Origin of the sequence: Streptomyces sp. C, from assembly GCF_000158895.1 — a bacterium.
GTDB lineage: Bacteria > Actinomycetota > Actinomycetes > Streptomycetales > Streptomycetaceae > Streptomyces > Streptomyces racemochromogenes.
Genome location: NZ_GG657750.1, coordinates 4,770,721 through 4,786,533 on the forward strand (window position 1 = coordinate 4,770,721; position 15,813 = coordinate 4,786,533).

At 72.7% G+C, this 15,813-nt stretch carries 17 protein-coding genes, 1 pseudogene and 1 riboswitch; of the genes and pseudogenes, 12 read left to right on the top strand and 6 right to left on the bottom strand.

What is annotated here, in order from left to right:
* Positions 1-889: pseudogene (locus SSNG_RS21595) on the top strand (PLP-dependent aminotransferase family protein); the annotation flags it as partial.
* On the opposite strand, the gene SSNG_RS21600 reads toward SSNG_RS21595, so the two are convergent.
* The gene (locus tag SSNG_RS21600) at positions 870-1,298 is read right to left on the bottom strand and encodes an ATP-binding protein (protein ID WP_007266014.1); all 429 of its coding nucleotides are present in this window, start codon (positions 1,296-1,298) and stop codon (positions 870-872) included. The pseudogene SSNG_RS21595 and the gene SSNG_RS21600 sit on opposite strands and share 20 nt — an antisense overlap.
* Before the next feature lie 108 nt (positions 1,299-1,406).
* Here SSNG_RS21600 and SSNG_RS21605 point away from each other — a divergent pair, with 108 nt between their 5' ends.
* The 3 genes from SSNG_RS21605 to SSNG_RS21615 are packed head-to-tail and all read left to right on the top strand — an operon-like array spanning position 1,407 to position 2,601.
* The gene (locus SSNG_RS21605) at positions 1,407-2,234 is read left to right on the top strand and encodes a helix-turn-helix transcriptional regulator (RefSeq protein WP_007266015.1); all 828 of its coding nucleotides are present in this window, start codon (positions 1,407-1,409) and stop codon (positions 2,232-2,234) included.
* Complete coding sequence (locus tag SSNG_RS21610) at positions 2,231-2,422, top strand: DUF397 domain-containing protein (protein ID WP_007266016.1); 192 nt, start codon at positions 2,231-2,233, stop codon at positions 2,420-2,422. Before SSNG_RS21605 ends, SSNG_RS21610 begins: the two co-directional genes overlap by 4 nt.
* Complete coding sequence (locus SSNG_RS21615; RefSeq protein ID WP_007266017.1) at positions 2,419-2,601, top strand: DUF397 domain-containing protein; 183 nt, start codon at positions 2,419-2,421, stop codon at positions 2,599-2,601. The genes SSNG_RS21610 and SSNG_RS21615 overlap by 4 nt, the downstream gene beginning before the upstream one ends.
* On the opposite strand, the gene SSNG_RS21620 is transcribed toward SSNG_RS21615, so the two are convergent.
* Positions 2,598-3,410, bottom strand: coding sequence for a hypothetical protein (locus SSNG_RS21620; protein ID WP_042801601.1), 813 nt, complete (start codon positions 3,408-3,410; stop codon positions 2,598-2,600). The two genes, SSNG_RS21615 and SSNG_RS21620, sit on opposite strands and share 4 nt — an antisense overlap.
* A 98-nt stretch (positions 3,411-3,508) precedes the next feature.
* Here SSNG_RS21620 and SSNG_RS21625 point away from each other — a divergent pair, with 98 nt between their 5' ends.
* Positions 3,509-3,811 carry a hypothetical protein gene (locus SSNG_RS21625; RefSeq protein ID WP_042801603.1) on the top strand — a complete coding sequence of 101 codons (303 nt, stop codon included), beginning with the start codon at positions 3,509-3,511 and terminating at the stop codon, positions 3,809-3,811.
* Positions 3,812-3,817: 6 nt separating this feature from the next.
* Entirely contained in the window at positions 3,818-5,014 is a 1,197-nt protein-coding gene (locus tag SSNG_RS21630; RefSeq protein WP_007266020.1) for a glutathionylspermidine synthase family protein, read from the top strand.
* 19 nt (positions 5,015-5,033) lie between these two features.
* Here the strand turns inward: SSNG_RS21630 and SSNG_RS21635 are convergent, their stop codons facing one another.
* Complete coding sequence (locus SSNG_RS21635; RefSeq protein ID WP_007266021.1) at positions 5,034-5,597, bottom strand: hypothetical protein; 564 nt, start codon at positions 5,595-5,597, stop codon at positions 5,034-5,036.
* Between the two features lie 152 nt (positions 5,598-5,749).
* Positions 5,750-6,955, bottom strand: coding sequence for an ornithine--oxo-acid transaminase (gene rocD, locus SSNG_RS21640; protein ID WP_007266022.1), 1,206 nt, complete (start codon positions 6,953-6,955; stop codon positions 5,750-5,752).
* A gap of 117 nt (positions 6,956-7,072) precedes the next feature.
* A riboswitch (ZMP/ZTP riboswitch) is annotated at positions 7,073-7,163 on the top strand.
* A gap of 35 nt (positions 7,164-7,198) precedes the next feature.
* On the opposite strand from rocD, the gene glyA reads away from it, so the two are divergent.
* The 4 genes from glyA (at position 7,199) to SSNG_RS21660 (ending at position 11,571) form a co-directional block, all read left to right on the top strand.
* The gene (gene glyA / locus SSNG_RS21645) at positions 7,199-8,467 is read left to right on the top strand and encodes a serine hydroxymethyltransferase (protein WP_007266023.1); all 1,269 of its coding nucleotides are present in this window, start codon (positions 7,199-7,201) and stop codon (positions 8,465-8,467) included.
* 367 nt (positions 8,468-8,834) lie between these two features.
* Positions 8,835-9,848 carry a tryptophan--tRNA ligase gene (gene trpS / locus SSNG_RS21650; protein ID WP_007266024.1) on the top strand — a complete coding sequence of 338 codons (1,014 nt, stop codon included), beginning with the start codon at positions 8,835-8,837 and terminating at the stop codon, positions 9,846-9,848.
* Between the two features lie 83 nt (positions 9,849-9,931).
* Entirely contained in the window at positions 9,932-10,516 is a 585-nt protein-coding gene (locus SSNG_RS21655; protein WP_007266025.1) for a 2'-5' RNA ligase family protein, read from the top strand.
* Between the two features lie 173 nt (positions 10,517-10,689).
* Positions 10,690-11,571: a YihY/virulence factor BrkB family protein gene (locus SSNG_RS21660; protein ID WP_128637077.1), complete on the top strand. Its 882-nt coding sequence runs from the start codon at positions 10,690-10,692 to the stop codon at positions 11,569-11,571.
* Here the strand turns inward: SSNG_RS21660 and SSNG_RS21665 are convergent.
* Together SSNG_RS21665 and SSNG_RS21670 are read right to left on the bottom strand one after the other, a co-directional pair.
* A complete protein-coding gene (locus tag SSNG_RS21665) occupies positions 11,568-12,530 on the bottom strand; it encodes an IS481 family transposase (protein ID WP_042800378.1) in 963 nt (320 codons plus the stop codon). The two genes, SSNG_RS21660 and SSNG_RS21665, sit on opposite strands and share 4 nt — an antisense overlap.
* A gap of 126 nt (positions 12,531-12,656) precedes the next feature.
* Complete coding sequence (locus SSNG_RS21670; protein WP_241695093.1) at positions 12,657-13,928, bottom strand: D-alanyl-D-alanine carboxypeptidase; 1,272 nt, start codon at positions 13,926-13,928, stop codon at positions 12,657-12,659.
* A gap of 121 nt (positions 13,929-14,049) precedes the next feature.
* Between SSNG_RS21670 and SSNG_RS21675 the strand changes: the two genes are divergently transcribed.
* On the top strand, positions 14,050-14,292 hold the full coding sequence (locus tag SSNG_RS21675; protein ID WP_007266027.1) for a hypothetical protein: 243 nt from the start codon (positions 14,050-14,052) through the stop codon (positions 14,290-14,292).
* Positions 14,289-15,800 carry a metallophosphoesterase gene (locus tag SSNG_RS21680; RefSeq protein ID WP_042801605.1) on the top strand — a complete coding sequence of 504 codons (1,512 nt, stop codon included), beginning with the start codon at positions 14,289-14,291 and terminating at the stop codon, positions 15,798-15,800. Before SSNG_RS21675 ends, SSNG_RS21680 begins: the two co-directional genes overlap by 4 nt.
* Positions 15,801-15,813: the final 13 nt, after the last annotated feature.

The window sequence follows — 15,813 nt, forward strand, 5'->3', positions numbered from 1 at the left end:
CCGGACCGGATCGTGCTGTGCGCCGGGCTTCGCGCACGCGCTGCAGCTCCTGGGCCGGGTGCTGCGGGGGCGGCGGGTGCGGGAGGTGGCGGTGGAGGGGTACAGCCTCGACGTGCACCGGGACCTGCTGGCCGGCGCCGGGCTGACGACCCGCCCGCTGTGGGTGGACGAGGCCGGGGCCCGCACCACGGACCTGGCCGGGCTCGGCCCCCGCACGGGCGCGGTGCTGCTGACCCCGGCGCACCAGTTCCCGACGGGCGCGGCCCTCACCCCCGAGCGGCGGGCGGCGGCCGTGGACTGGGCGCGGAGCACCGGCGGGCTGATCCTGGAGGACGACTACGACGGGGAGTTCCGCTACGACCGCCAGCCGGTCGGCGCGCTCCAGGGACTGGACCCGGACCGGGTGGTGTACGTGGGCACCGCCAGCAAGTCCCTGGCCCCGGGGCTGCGGATGGGCTGGATGGTCCTCCCGCCGGACCTGCTGGAGGAGGTCCTCTCCGCGAAGGGCGCGGTCGACTGGACGTCCAGCGCGCTGGACCAGCTGACCCTGGCGGAGTTCATCACCTCCGGGGCGTACGACCGCCACGTGCGCGGCATGCGCCTGCCGTACCGGCGCCGCCGGGACGAGCTGGTCGCGGCGGTGGCGGGACGCGTCCCCGTCTCCGGCATCGCGGCGGGACTCCACGCGGTGCTGGACCTCCCGCCGGGCACGGAGCGGTCCATCGTCCAGGCCGCCGCCTGGCAGGACCTCGCCCTGGAGGGCCTCGCCCGCTTCCGCCACCCCGACTCGCGCATGCCGCCGCGCGACGCCCTGGTGGTCGGCTACGGCACCCCGTCGACGAGCGCCTGGTCCCCGACCCTGGCGGCCCTCACGACCGTGCTGCCGTAGCGGCCGGCCGCCGCCGCTTGGCCACCTCGGCCCAGACGGTCTTGCCGACCACCCGGCCGGTGACGCCCCAGGCGTCGGAGAGTTCCGCGACGATCCGCAGCCCGTAGCCGTGCCCGTCCCCGGGGGGCCGGAGGTCGGGACGCTTCCCGGCGTGCGCGTCGGACACCTCCACCCGCAGCACCCCGTCCAGCTCCCGCAGCCGGAGCTCGAAGTCCCGCCCCGGCACGGAGCCGTGGGTCACGGCGTTGGCCGCCAACTCGGCGACGACCTGCGCGACGCGCTCGGACTCGTCCCCGCCGAGCGGCAAGTCCCACCGGCACAGTTCGAGCTCGGCCAGATGCCGGGCGAGGCGGGCGCCCCGCCGGGTGCTGCTGAACCGCTGACGCCATTCGTTTCCCGCGTTGGACATGGCACCGCTCCGCTCCGTAACCGTTCCGCTACTGGGGAAGTTCAGCGTGGCTGCTGGCAGGGAAGCATTCAACGTGTCAGGGGAGGACAGGAAGTTGGTGGGAGCCCCGTGAACATCAAGGAACTGAACCCGGAGAGTTCGCCGCAGGCCGCGTTCGGTGCGCGCTTGCGCAGCTTGCGGGTAACGCGCGGCTGGCGGCAGGACGAGCTGGGCGAGCGGATGGGGTATTCGAGCACCCATGTCTCGGGTGTGGAAACTGGTCGCAAAGTGCCGACCTTGCCGTTCGCGCGTAACGCGGACAGGGCGCTCGGCACTGGAGACGTGTTCGAGCGGGAGTGGCGGGAGATGCGGCAGGGCAGCCTGCTGGAGGGATTCCCGGAGTTCGTGGCGTACGAGGGGCGTGCGGCGGAGATCCGGCTGTACGAGGTGGGTGTCATCCCGGGTCTGTTGCAGACCCCGGAGTACGCGAGGGTCCTCGCCGAATCGGCGGTTAGGCGCGGTGCGATCACGCCGGACCAGGCAGCCGAGAGGGTCGCGCTGGTGGCGGAACGGCAGTCCTCCCTCGTGCGGCGCCTGCTGCCCCTGGTCTTCGTGGTCCTGGACGAGAGCTGCCTGCGCAGGCCGATCGGCGGATCCGCGGTCATGGACGCGCAGTTGGAGCGGCTGATCGAGTTCGCGGACCTGCCGAACACGGTGCTCCAGGTCGCGCCGTTCGGCATGGGAGAGCGGCGGCCGTTCAACCTGCCGGTCACCGTGCTCACCCAGCCAGATCGGACACTCATGTCGTATGCCGAGTCCGCCCAGCGGGGCTATCTTGAGCGGGAAAGCACTGCGGTGCTGCCGATCTTGACGGCCTATCATCAGCTCCAGGCAGAGGCGCTGTCCCAGGCGGCTTCCGTGGCCATGATCAGCACGTTGCGAAAGGGCACCCCGTGACGACCTCGACCGAATCCCCTCGTTGGTTCACGTCCTCCTACAGCGACAACGGCGGCCAGTGCGTGGAAGTCGCCGTCAATCTGCCCGGAATCGTCCCGGTCCGGGACTCCAAGGCCCCCGGCGGGCCGGTGCTGAACTTCAGGGCGGAGGCGTTCTCGGCGTTCGTCGCGGGTATCAAGGCCCCATGACGTCGCCCCCGCGCTGGCGAAAGTCCTCCTACAGCCAGAACGGCGGCGCGTGCGTCGAGGTCGCCCTCAACCTCCCCGGCACCGTCCCCGTCCGGGACTCCAAGACCCCCGGCGGCCCGGTACTGGCGTTCAACGCGGCGGCGTTCGCGGTGTTCCTGGACGGGGTCAAGGCCGGCTAGGCCTCCGGTTCGCCGAAGCGGGACAGGGCCAGGGAGCCGGCCACGGCTACGGCGAAGCCGGCCACCGCCAGCCAGGTCAGGCCTTCGCGGGTGCGGTCGCCGAGCCAGGCCACGCCCACCAGCGCCGGTCCGACCGTCTCGCCCAGGACCAGGCCGGCCGTGGCCGCCGTGACCGAGCCGCGCTGCAGGGCAGAGGTGAGCAGCAGGAACGCCGCCGCCCCGCCCAGCAGCAGCGCGTACAGCGCCGGGTTGCGCAGCTCGCGCAGCGAGACGGAGTCGACGAGGCGGACGGCCACCTCCACCACCCCGAAGCCCGTCCCGGCCGCCAGCCCGAGCACCAGCGCCCGCGAGCCGCCCGGCAGCCGCCCCGCCACCGCGCCGACGAGCAGCACCAGCCCCGCCACCGCGAGCAGGGCCCACGCCAGCGCGAGCGTCCCGGTCCCCGAGCCCTCCTCACCGGAGGCCAGCCCGAGCATCAGCAGCCCCGCGCACACCACCCCCACCGCGCCCCACTCCAGCCGCGACAGCCGCACCCGCAGCAGCCGGGCCGCGACCACCGCCGTCACCGCCAGGCTCGCGGCCAGCGCGGCCCCCACCGCGTAGATCGGGACGTGCCGCAGGGCGATGATCTGGAGCACGAAACCGACCGCGTCCAGCCCGAGCCCCGCCAGGTACCGCCACTGCCGCACCGCCCTCAGGAACAGTGTCCCCGTACCGGTCGCCCCGCCCGCCGCCGCCGCCCGGGCCGCCACGGCCTGGAGCACGGTCGCCGTACCGAAACAGACCGCCGCACCCAGCGCGCAAACCATCCCAATCAGCACGAACAGACTGTAAGTCACCCGTCGTGACAAGGGTGTGACGGCGGCCGGATTCCATCCCCCCGCACCCCCGCTCTAGGGTGCAGGCCATGGATACCGGCAACACGACCAGACGACGCATGCGCTCCGGCGCGGTCGCCCTCGGCGGCATGGGCCTGCTCGCCGCCACCCTCGTGGCGTGCGGGAGCAGCGACGAGCCCGACAAGCGCTGCGCCTCCCGCAAGACGCTGGACCACCTGAACTCCAAGGAGTGCAAGAGCGGCGGCAGCGGCTCGTACTACTACGGCGGCAGGGTCAGCGGCGGCAAGGTGACCGGCGGCAGCTTCGACAAGTCGGCCGTCACCCGCGGCGGCATCGGCGGCCACAGCAGCTCCGGCTCCTCCGGCGGCTGAGCGCACATGCAGCGGCACACCATCGAACCGCGCCCCGACTGGCAGAAGACCGTCGAGGAGCAGGGGCTGATCTACCCCCTCACCCGCTTCCCCGACGACTCCCTGCGCCCCTACTGGGACGAGAGCGCGTACTACTCGTTCTCGCTCCCGGAGGTCGAGGCGCTGGAGGAGGTCGTCGAGGAGCTGCACGCCATGTGCCTGGCCGCGGCCGCGCACATCGTCGACAACGACCGCTTCGCGGACCTCGGCATCACCGACGCGAAGCTGGCCGCCCGGATCGCCGAGTCCTGGCGCCGGCGTGCCGAACAGCCCTCCCTCTACGGCCGGTTCGACCTGCGCTACGACGGTGCCGGAGAGCCCGCCAAGCTGCTGGAGTACAACGCCGACACGCCCACCTCCCTGGTGGAGGCCGCGAGCCCGCAGTGGTTCTGGATGGAGGAGCGCTTCCCCGGCGCCGACCAGTGGAACTCCCTCCACGAGCGGCTCGTCGAGGCCTGGCGCCGCCAGGCCGAGCTGCTGCCGCCCGGCCCGGTGCACTTCGCGCACTCCGAGACCGACGAGCTCGGCGAGGACCTGATGACGGTCGCCTACCTCCAGGAGACCGCCGAGCAGGCCGGACTGGAGACGCACGCGCTGTCGGTGGAGACGATCGGCTGGGACAGCCTCTCGGGCCGGTTCGTGGACGAGAAGCTCCGCTTCATCCGCAGCTGCTTCAAGCTCTACCCGTGGGAGTGGCTGGCCACCGACGAGTTCGGCCCGCAGGTGCTGGGCACCTACGACCACGGCGGCGGCTCGGGCACCACCGCCTGGATCGAGCCGCTGTGGAAGATGCTGCTCGCCAACAAGGCGCTGCTGGCGATCCTGTGGGAGCTCTTCCCCGAGCACCCCAACCTGCTGCCCGCCTACCTCGACGGCCCCCGCGAGCTGGCCGGCACCTGCGGGTACGCCGCCAAGCCGCTGCTGGGCCGGGAGGGCGCCGGGGTCACGCTGCACGGGCCGGGCGGGGAGGGCGAGCCCTTCGTCCCGGCCGAGGGGGAGACGTACGTCTTCCAGGCGCTGGCCCCGCTGCCCGACTTCGACGGCAACCGCGTGGTGCTCGGGGCGTGGGTCGTCGAGGAGGAGGCGGCGGGGCTGGGCATCCGGGAGTCGGCGGGGCCGGTCACGGACGAGTACGCCCGCTTCCTGCCGCACGTCATCCTGTAGGGCTGCTGCTCGTCACTCGTCACTCGTCACTCGGGCAGTACTTGTCGTAGGAGGCCTCGGCGCCCGCCTTCCAGCCCTCCCAGTAGGACTTGGAGTGGTCCCGGCTCTTGTCGGGCTGGGGCGGGACGGTGCAGTCCGACCGGGACGCGGCCTTCGTGCCCGCCGTGAACCCGTCCGCGTAACCGCGCTTGTACTCCCGTGAGTTCGGGTTGGTGGTGGACGGGCTCGTCGGGGTCGTGGCCTGCGCGACCTTGCAGTTCACGAAGACGAAGTCCTGGTCCTCGTTGACGGCGAGGACGGTGTAGTCGACGTTCTTCTGGAAGCGCTGGACGCGGAAGTTGCCGTTCGCGTCGATGTTCAGGGGTTCGGTGGACTCGCCGTCGTTGAGCGTGCGCGGGGCGCTGAACCCCTCGCCGGTGATGACGACGAAGTTCCCCGACGGGTCGGGGGTGACCGTGCAGGTCGCGGCGGGCACCGCCGCCGGGGCGGCCGCGGCCGGTACGGCAAGGGCGGCGGCGCCGCCCAGGACGAGAGAGGACGCCAGGGCGGCGCGGAGCAGTACGTGTCGGTTGCGTCGGTGCATGGGGGACTCCCATCGGAGGGTCGGCCCGGGAAAGACCGGGGACGCGCACCCGTACGGGCCCTCCCATCGTCCGGCGGGCCGCCCGCCCTGTCCACCGCAGCACCGGGACCCCCGGCGGGGCGGGACCGGTCCGGTCCCGCCCCGCCGGGTCGTCACGCGGAGAGGACCGACCGCAGCTGGTCGAGCCCCCAGTCCAGGTCCTCCTTGGAGATCACCAGCGGCGGCGCGATCCGGATCGTCGATCCGTGGGTGTCCTTGACCAGGACGCCGAGCCCCATCAGCTTCTCGGAGACCTCGCGGCCCGTCCCGAGCGCCGGGGCGACGTCCACCCCCGCCCACAGCCCGCGTCCGCGTACGGCGGTCACCGCGCCGCCGCCGACGAGCAGGTTCAGCTCCCGGTGCAGGTGGTCGCCGAGTTCCGCGGCCCGCTGCTGGTACTCGCCGGTACGCAGCATCGCGATCACCTCCAGCGCGACGGCGCAGGCGAGCGGGTTCCCGCCGAAGGTGGACCCGTGTTCGCCGGGGCGGAACACGCCGAGCACGTCCCGGTCGGCGACGACGGCCGACACGGGCACGACCCCGCCGCCGAGCGCCTTGCCGAGGACGTACACGTCGGGCACGACGCCCTCGTGCTCGCACGCGAAGGTCCGGCCGGTGCGGCCCAGGCCCGACTGGATCTCGTCCGCCATGAACAGCACGTTCCGCCGGCGCGTCAGTTCGCGTACCCCGGCCAGGTATCCGGCCGGCGGGACGAGCACCCCGGCCTCGCCCTGGACCGGCTCCAGCAGCACGGCCACGGTGTTGGCGGTGACCGCGGCGTCGAGGGCGGTCAGGTCCCCGTACGGGACGATCTCGAAGCCGGGCGTGTAGGGGCCGTAGTGGTCGCGGGCCTCGTGGTCGGTGGAGAAGGACACGATGGTCGTCGTACGGCCGTGGAAGTTGTTCGCGGCCACGACGATCTTGGCCTGGCCGTCCGGGACGCCCTTGACCTCGTACCCCCACTTGCGGGCCGTCTTGACCGCCGTCTCCACCGCCTCCGCGCCCGTGTTCATGGGCAGCACCATCTCCTTGCCGCACAGTGCGGCGAGTTCGGCGCAGAAGTCGGCGAAGCGGTCGTGGTGGAAGGCGCGGGAGGTGAGGGTGACCCGCTCCAGCTGCGCGCGGGCGGCGTCGATCAGCCTGCGGTTGCCGTGGCCGAAGTTGAGGGCCGAGTACCCGGCGAGCATGTCGAGGTACCGGCGGCCCTCCACGTCGGTCATCCACGCCCCCTCCGCCGACGCGACGACGACCGGCAGGGGGTGGTAGTTGTGCGCGCTGTGTTCGTCGGCGGAGCGGATGGCATCAGCAGTTCTCGACACGGGGTCTCCGATCGTCCGTCTGGCTGGTGGCGCGGGTGACGTGGGTGACGTCCTTTGTATCGTCGCTCGGATCGTGGAACCGGAAACCTCCGCGGTGCCGCGCCCGCTATGGTGTTCGGTACGCACGGCGACTGGCGTACGGAGAACCAACTCCGGGGGAGTCGTGCGCGCACGACCGCACACAGGGCCGCTCGCCTGGGCCTCGCGGGGACGAGATTCGACATCGACCCCGGAGGAGCCGCGATGACCGCGCACCACCGCCAGCCCGCCCTGTACGCCACCGACCCCGAGCTCGCCGCGCTCGTGTCCGCCGAGGAGACCCTCCAGGCGGAGACCCTGCGGCTGATCCCCAGCGAGAACTACGTCTCCGCGGCCGTGCTGGAGGCCTCCGGCACCGTCCTGCAGAACAAGTACAGCGAGGGCTACCCGGGCCGCCGCTACTACGAGGGCCAGCAGAACGTCGACCGCGTCGAGGCCCTGGCGGTCGAGCGGGCCAAGGGCCTGTTCGGGGTGGACCACGCCAACGTCCAGCCGTACTCCGGCTCCCCGGCCAACCTGGCCGTCTACCTGGCCTTCGCGAAGCCCGGCGACACGGTGATGGGCATGGCCCTGCCGATGGGCGGCCACCTGACGCACGGCTGGGGCGTCTCGGCCACGGGCTCCTGGTTCCGCGGCGTCCAGTACGGCGTGAGCGCCGACACCGGCCTCATCGACTACGACGCGGTGCGGGCACTGGCCCTGGCCGAACGCCCGAAGATCATCTTCTGCGGCGGTACGGCCCTGCCCCGCACCATCGACTTCGAGGCCTTCGCCTCCATCGCCGAGGAGGCCGGCTCGGTCCTCGTCGCGGACGTGGCCCACATCGCCGGCCTGATCGCGGGCGGGGCCCACCCCTCCCCGGCGGGCCACGTGGACGTGATCTCCACGACCACCCACAAGACCCTGCGCGGCCCGCGCGGCGCGATGCTGATGTGCAAGGAGGAGCACGCGAAGGCCATCGACAAGGCGGTCTTCCCGGGCCTCCAGGGCGGCCCGCACAACCAGACGACGGCGGGCATCGCGGTGGCCCTCCACGAGGCCGCGCAGCCGTCCTTCGTCTCGTACGCGCACGCGGTCGTGGCCAACGCGAAGGCGCTGGCCGCGGCGCTGCTGGAGCGGGGCTTCGACCTGGTCTCGGGCGGCACGGACAACCACCTGATCCTGATCGACCTCACCGGCAAGGACGTCCCCGGCAAGGTCGCGGCGAAGGCGCTGGACCGGGCGGGGATCGTGGTGAACTACAACACGGTGCCGTTCGACCCGCGCAAGCCGTTCGACCCGTCGGGCATCCGCATCGGCACACCGTCGCTGACCTCGCGGGGTCTGACCGCCGCCCACATGCCGGTGGTGGCGGACTGGATCTCCCGCGCGGTGGACGCCGCCGCCAAGGCCGACGAGCCGGCCCTCGCCGGCATCCGCGCCGAGGTCTCGGAGCTGATGGCCGCCTTCCCGGCCCCGGGGCTCCCTCTTTAACGCGCCGCTCGCGCGGCTCGGCCGCAGGCGGCCTCCCCGGCTTCGCGGCGCTGCGCCGGACTCCGTCCGTCGGCCGGCGGGGCGGGGCCGGTTCCGGTGGCTGGGGCCGGTGGTCGGGTGCGGCTGGGTGGGCCGCTGCGCGGGGCAGGGTCCCCTACCCGCCCTTCCACCGTTCCCAGGGGCTCCTCCCCTGACCCCGCGCCTCAAACGCCGGCAACTTCCAGCCTCGCCGGCGTTTGAGGCGCGGGGGTCCGGGGCGGAGCCCCGGGGAACGGGCGAAGGGCGGGTAGGGGAACCGGGCCCCGCGCAGCGGCAGCGCACCGGCCCGCCGCACGGAGGCGGCTTCGGCAGGTGGAAGAATGGGGCCATGGCTTCTGACCGTCCTCGCGCGCTCTCCGGCATCCAGCCCACCTCCGGCTCGTTCCACCTCGGGAACTACCTCGGAGCGATCCGCCAGTACGTCGCCCTCCAGGAGACGCACGACGCCTTCTACATGGTCGTCGACCTCCACGCGATCACCATGCCGCAGGATCCGAAGGACCTCCGCGCGAACACCCGCCTGTCCGCCGCGCAGCTCCTCGCGGCCGGCCTGGACCCCGAGCGGTGCACGCTCTTCGTCCAGAGCCACGTCCCGGAGCACGCGCAGCTCGGCTGGGTCATGAACTGCATCACCGGCTTCGGCGAGGCCAGCCGGATGACCCAGTTCAAGGACAAGTCCGCCAAGGGCGGGGTCAACAGCGCCAGCGTCGGCCTGTTCACGTACCCGATCCTCCAGGTCGCCGACATCCTGCTCTACCAGGCGAACGCCGTCCCGGTCGGCGAGGACCAGCGCCAGCACATCGAGCTGACCCGCGACCTGGCCGAGCGCTTCAACCAGCGCTTCGGCCGGACCTTCACCCTCCCCGCCGCGCACATCGTCAAGGAGGTCGCGAAGATCTACGACCTCCAGGACCCGGCGATCAAGATGTCGAAGTCGGCGTCGTCCCCCAAGGGCCTGATCAACCTCCTCGACGAGCCCAAGGTCACCGAGAAGAAGATCAAGAGCGCGGTCACCGACACGGACACCGTGATCCGCTTCGACACCGAGAACAAGCCCGGCGTCAGCAACCTGCTCACCATCCTGTCCACCCTCACGGGCGAGTCGATCACCGCCCTGGAGGCCTCGTACGAGGGCAAGGGCTACGGAGCGCTCAAGACCGACCTCGCCGGCGTGATGGTCGATTTCGTCACACCCTTCCGGCAGCGCACCCAGGAGTTCCTGGACGACCCGGAGACCCTGGACTCCCTGCTGGCCAAGGGCGCGGAGAAGGCCCGGGCGGTCGCCGCCGAGACCCTCGCACAGGCCTACGACCACCTCGGTTTCCTGCCCGCCAAGCACTGACGGACTTCGGGCCCCTGGCGGCCGAGGGGGTGCTGCCGCCACACTGAGCGGCAGCACCTCGTACACACACCAAGGAGACACACGTGGGGACCGTAACGCTCGGCGTTTCGATCGCGGTCCCGGAGCCGTACGGCAGCCAGCTCCAGGAGCTGCGCGCCGGCTTCGGGGACGCCGCCGCGCACGGCATCCCCACGCACGTCACCCTCGTACCGCCCACCGAGGTGGAGACGGACCGGCTGCCCGCGATCCGCGCCCACCTGGCCGAGGTCGCGCGGGCCTTCCCGGCCTTCCCGATGCGGCTGGAGGGGACGGGGACCTTCCGCCCCCTCTCGCCGGTCGTCTTCGTCCGGCTCGCCGAGGGCGCCCCGGGCTGCACCCGCCTCCAGGGGGAGGTGCGCGACCCCGAGGGGCCGCTCGCCCGCGAGCTGGCCTTCCCGTACCACCCGCACGTCACGGTCGCCCACGGGATCTCCGAGGAGGCGATGGACCGGGCCTTCACCGAGCTCGCCGACTACGCCGCCGGCTGGCTGTGCGAGGGCTTCGCGCTCTACGAGCAGGGCTCGGACGGGGTCTGGCGCAAGCTGCGCGAGTACCCCTTCGGCACCGGGGCCGTCGGCGTCCCCGCACAACCCGCTCCGTCGGCCGACGCGGCCGTGCCGCGTCCCTGACGCAGGAGCCGCAGGGCGGCCCGGTGTGCGTGGAAGCGGAAACTCCGCAGGAGCAGCGCATGGAACGGGCGGGCCGGGGGACGATCCGTAGGGCGAAAAGTCACAATCGACGACCGTAGCGCCCGAAACCGGCAATCCCCGCTATTTCCCGCGGCTCATTTACGGTGGCCCCCATGGACTGGCTGAAGAAACTCCCGGTGGTCGGACCGGCGGTCTCCGCCGTCATGCGGACCCACGCCTGGCGTTCCTACGAGCGCCTCGACCGCGTGCACTGGACCCGGCTGGCCGCCGCGATCACCTTCATCAGCTTCCTCGCGCTCTTCCCGCTGATCACCGTCGCCGCCGCGGTCGGCGCCGCCCTGCTCAGCCAGGAGCAGCTGGACAAGCTCCAGAAGAGCCTCGCCGAGCAGGTCCCCGGCATCTCCGACCAGCTCGACCTCGAAGGGCTCGTCGCCAACGCCGGCACCGTCGGCCTCGTCGCCGGCGCCCTCCTCCTCTTCACCGGCATCGGCTGGATCGGATCGATGCGCGACTGCCTGCGCGCCGTCTGGGAGAAGGACGACGAGGACGAGGGCAACCCGTTCCTGCGCAAGGGCAAGGACGGCCTGGTCCTCCTCGGCCTCGGCGGCGCGGCCCTCGCCTCCGCCGCCGCCTCGGTCATCGGGGCCAGCGCGGTCGGCAAGTCCGCCGAGCTCCTGGGCATCCCGCGCGAGGGCGCGGGCGGGGCGCTGCTGCGCGCCGCGGCCTTCGGCGTCGGCGTGGTGGCGGCCTTCCTGCTGCTGCTCTACCTGCTGACCCTGCTGCCCGGGGTCGAGCCGCCGCGCGGCCGCCTGGTCCAGGCGGCGCTCATCGGCGCGGCGGGCTTCGAACTGCTGAAGCTGCTGCTCAGCGGCTACATGCGGGGGGTCGCGGCCAAGAGCATGTACGGGGCGTTCGGCGTGCCGATCGCCCTGCTGCTGTGGATCAGCTTCACGACGAAACTGCTGCTCTTCTGCGCGGCCTGGACGGCGACCCGCGACGACGAGGAGCAGGAGGAGCAGGAGGAGCCGGCCTAGGTGTGCTGTTCGGAGAGGTTGGTGACGCGGCTGGCGGGTGTGTGGCCTGCGATGCCGGTGTGGGGTCGGTGGTAGTTGTACCAGTGCAGCCAGTCGGTGAACGCTTCCATCCGTTCACGGTCTGAGGTGTAGGGCCTCTGGTAGGCCCATTCCTCGAGCAGGGTGCGGTGGAAGCGTTCGACCTTGCCGTTGGTCTGGGGCCGCCAGGGCCGGGTCCACCGCGGGCTGATGCCCAGGTCACGGCAGGTGTCGCGCCAGGTGTTCTTGGTGTAGGCCCAGGCGTTGTCGGTCAGGACGCGTTCCACGGTGATGCCCAGGGACGCGAAATATGCGGTGGCCCGGGCCAGGAAGCCTGCGCAGGTCGGGGCGGTCTCGTCGGGCAGGTCTTCGGTGTATGCCAGGCGGGTGTGGTCGTCGAGGGCGGTGTGGAGGTAGGCGTATCCGGCGCCGTTGCGGCGGTCCTTGTTCGGACTGCCGGCCGCCCGGCCCAGGACCCTGTGGCCGCCGCCGTCGGGGATCCGTCCGAGCTTCTTGACGTCGATGTGGACGAGCTCGCCCGGGCGGGCGCGTTCGTAGCGGCGCACGGGCTCACCAGTGGCCCGGTCCAGTGCCGCCAGGGGCGGCAGGCCGTGCCGGACCAGGATCCGGTGGGCGGTCGAGGCTGCGATGCCGCAGCGGGCGGCCAGCCGCAGCGGCCCGATCCGGTGCTCGCGCCGCAGCCGCAGGACCTGGTTCTCGATGGTGGCCGCGGTCCTGCGGGGCTGGTGGCGGGGCCGGCTGGAGCGGTCACTCATGCCGGCGACGCCGAGCTGTCGGTAGCGGCGGGCCCAGCGGGCGGCGGTGGTGTGGCTGACCTGGAAACGTTCCGCGGCCCGGCGTACGGGCCAGCCGTCGTCCACGACACAGCGGGCCAGTCGCAGTCGTCCGGTCTCGGTCAGGGGGGCATTACGGTGGACCACGAGGGCCTCCTGAGCTCGGTGCAGATGTCGCAATCCACACCGAACCCGGAGGCCCTCACCCATTTCAAGAACCCAGCACGCGTGTCACCAACGTCCCGGGACAACACACCTAGGGGGTGTCGCCCCCTAGCCGTCGGTGCCGCCTCCCGGGCCGCGGCGGCCGTGCGGCCAGCGGCGGTTGACGGCGAAGGCCCCGCCGGCCAGGAGCGCCAGCGCCCCGCCCGCGATGCCGAGGGCCGTGCCGAGCCCGCCGCCGCCGGAGGCTTCGGCGCCCGCGGCGGGCCTGCCCTTCTCGTGCGAGGTGGCGGGGGAGCCGAGCGGGGTGGCGTCCGCGCTCTTGGGGGGCACGAGCTCGCCCACCGGCTTGACCTTGCCGGCCGCCGCGAAGCCCCAGTCGAAGAGCTGGGCCGTCTCCTCGTAGACCCCGTTGAGCCCGCCGTTGTCCGGGTTCATCACGGTCACCAGCAGCTTCTTGTCGCCGCGCTGGGCGGCGCCGGTGAAGGTCGAGCCGGCCATGGTGGTGTTGCCGTTCTTCACCCCGGCGATGCCCTTGTACGGGGCGATGCCGCCGGCGCCGGTCATCAGCCGGTTGGTGTTCTGGATCTCGAAGTACTCGCGCGGCCTGCCCGCCTCCTGCCTGCCGGGGAACTTCGCCTCCGCCGTGCCGCAGTACTCGCGGAAGTCCTGCTTCTGCAGCCCGGAGCGGGCGATGAGGGTGAGGTCGTACGCGCTCGACACCTGCTCGGGGGCGTCGTAGCCGTCCGGGGACACCACGTGGGTGTCCAGGGCCTGGAGCTCCTCGGCGTGGGCCTGCATGTCCTTGACGGTCTTGTCGATGCCGCCGTTCATGGCCGACAGCACGTGCACGGCGTCGTTGCCGGAGCGCAGGAACACGCCGAGCCACAGGTCGTGGACGGTGTAGTCGTGGTCCTCCTTGACCCCCACCAGGCTGCTGCCGGGGCCGACGCCGTCCATGTCCTGGTCGGTGACGTGGTGCACCTGGTCCTTGGGGAGGCCGGGCAGGACGGTGTCGGCGAAGAGCATCTTCAGGGTGGAGGCCGGGGGCAGCCGCCAGTGGGCGTTGTGCGCGGCGAGCACCTCGCCGGTCTCGGCGTCCGCCACGATCCAGGACCGGCCGCTGAGGTTGGCGGGCAGGGCGGGCGCGCCGGGCAGCGGGTTGACCTGCGTCCCGGGCTGCCCGAGGCGGGCGCCGCCGACGGTGGACATCGAGGGCGGCGGCGCGGGGGCGTCCGGTGCCTTCGGGAGCTGCCCCTTCCCGTCGGCCGCGGGGGGCGGCGTGGGCGCGGCGCGTACAGGCGCGCTCGCGGATGCCATGAGCACGGCTGGAGCCAGCAGCGCGGCGGAAAGGACCGTCAGCGCGGTCTTCTTGGCAGACACGCAGGTGAACGTACATCCCGATGGACTGCCTGGCGTCCGGGACCGGCCAACGGGGTCCAACCACCCCCGGTACGGCCCACCCCGGCGCGTCCGTCCTGGGGACGAATCCGATACTGGGGACATGAAACTCAGCCGCACCGCGTCCTGGTTCCTCGCAGCGTTCGGAGCTTGGTCCTGGGTGATCTGGTCCACGTTCGTCAAGAACCTCTTCAATGACGCCAGCGGTCTGGCATTCGATGACGGTCAGCCCACGGCCTACTTCTGGGTCCACCTTCTCCTGGCGGTCACGTCCTTTCTCCTGGGGACCGCCGTTGGTGTGATCGGCTTGCGCAGTGTCCTGGTTCTGCGGCGGGAATCGCGATGACCGTGTTTGTGGTGATTGTGGCGGTGGTCGCGGTACTGGCGCTGCTCGGGCTGGTCCACCGGTGGCTGTGGGTCCGGCTGGTCCGCGACACGACGCGTGCGGGCGGGGCGGCGCGGAGGGCGGGCACGGTGCTGGCCTTCGCCCTGCCGCTGCTCGCGCTGGCCGCGCTGACGGCGGGCCGGGCGGGCGCGCCGTTCTGGCTGGAGCGGCTGGTGGCGTGGCCGGGGTACATGTGGCTGGCGGTGCTGCTGTACCTCACGATGGCGATGGCCGTGGCGGAACCGATCCGCCGCCTGTGGCTCCGCCGGCTGCCCGCGCCCCCGGCTCCTCAATCGCCGGAGGGGCTCGCCCCCGGGACGGGGCCGGCTGCGCCGGGTGGTGTGGCCGCGGGCCGCGCTCCTCAATCGCCGGAGGGGCTCGATCTGGCGCCCGCCGTCCCTGGGGCGGAGCCCCAGTTGCGGGAAGGGGCGGGTAGGGGAACGGCCCCGCAGGGCCCCGGCACCGCCGACCAGCCGACCGACGCCGCCGCGCCCGCCCGGGCCGACGCCACCGAGCCCGGCACGGCGTCCGGCCCCGCCGGGGCGGCCGACGCCACCGACGCCACCGCGGCCGGGACGGCCACCCTCACCGATGACACTGCCGCCGGGGCGGCCACCCCCGATGCCGCCGAGCCCCCCGCAGGGGTGGGGCGGCGGGTGTTCGTGGCGCGGGTGCTCGGTGGGGCGGCCGGCCTCGCCGCCGCGGGGGTCGTCGGGAACGGGACGTACGGCGTGCTCCGCGGCCCCCGCGTGAAGCGCGTGCAGGTGCCCCTCGCCCGGCTGCCCCGCGCCGCGCACGGGTTCCGGATCGCCGTGGTCAGCGACGTCCACCTCGGCCCGGTGCTCGGCCGCGCCCACACCCGCCGCATCGTCGACACCGTCAACCGCACGCAGCCCGACCTCATCGCGATCGTCGGCGACCTCGTTGACGGCGACGTCCGCGACCTCGGCCCGGCCGCCGAGCCGCTGCGCGAGCTCCGCGCCCGCCTCGGCAGCTTCTTCGTCACCGGAAACCACGAGTACTTCTCCGGCGCCCAGCAGTGGGTGGACCACGTCCGCGAACTCGGCCTCACCCCCCTGGAGAACGCCCGCCGCGAGCTGCCCCACTTCGACCTCGCCGGGGTCAACGACGTCCAGGGGGAGAAGGAGGGCAAGGGCCCCGACTTCCAGGCGGCCCTCGGGGACCGGGACCGGGCCCGTGCCTCCGTGCTCCTCGCCCACCAGCCGATCGTGATCGACGAAGCCGTCCGCCACGGCGTGGACCTCCAGCTCTCCGGGCACACCCACGGCGGCCAGCTGTGGCCCGGCAAGTACCTCGCCGAGCTGGCGAACCCGACCGTCGCGGGCCTGGAGCGCTACGGCGACACCCAGCTGTACGTGTCCCGGGGCGCGGGTGCCTGGGGGCCGCCGGTGCGGGTCGGGGCGCCGTCCGACATCACCGTCGTCGAACTCGCCTCGTACCAGGCCTGACCCGGTCCGACCG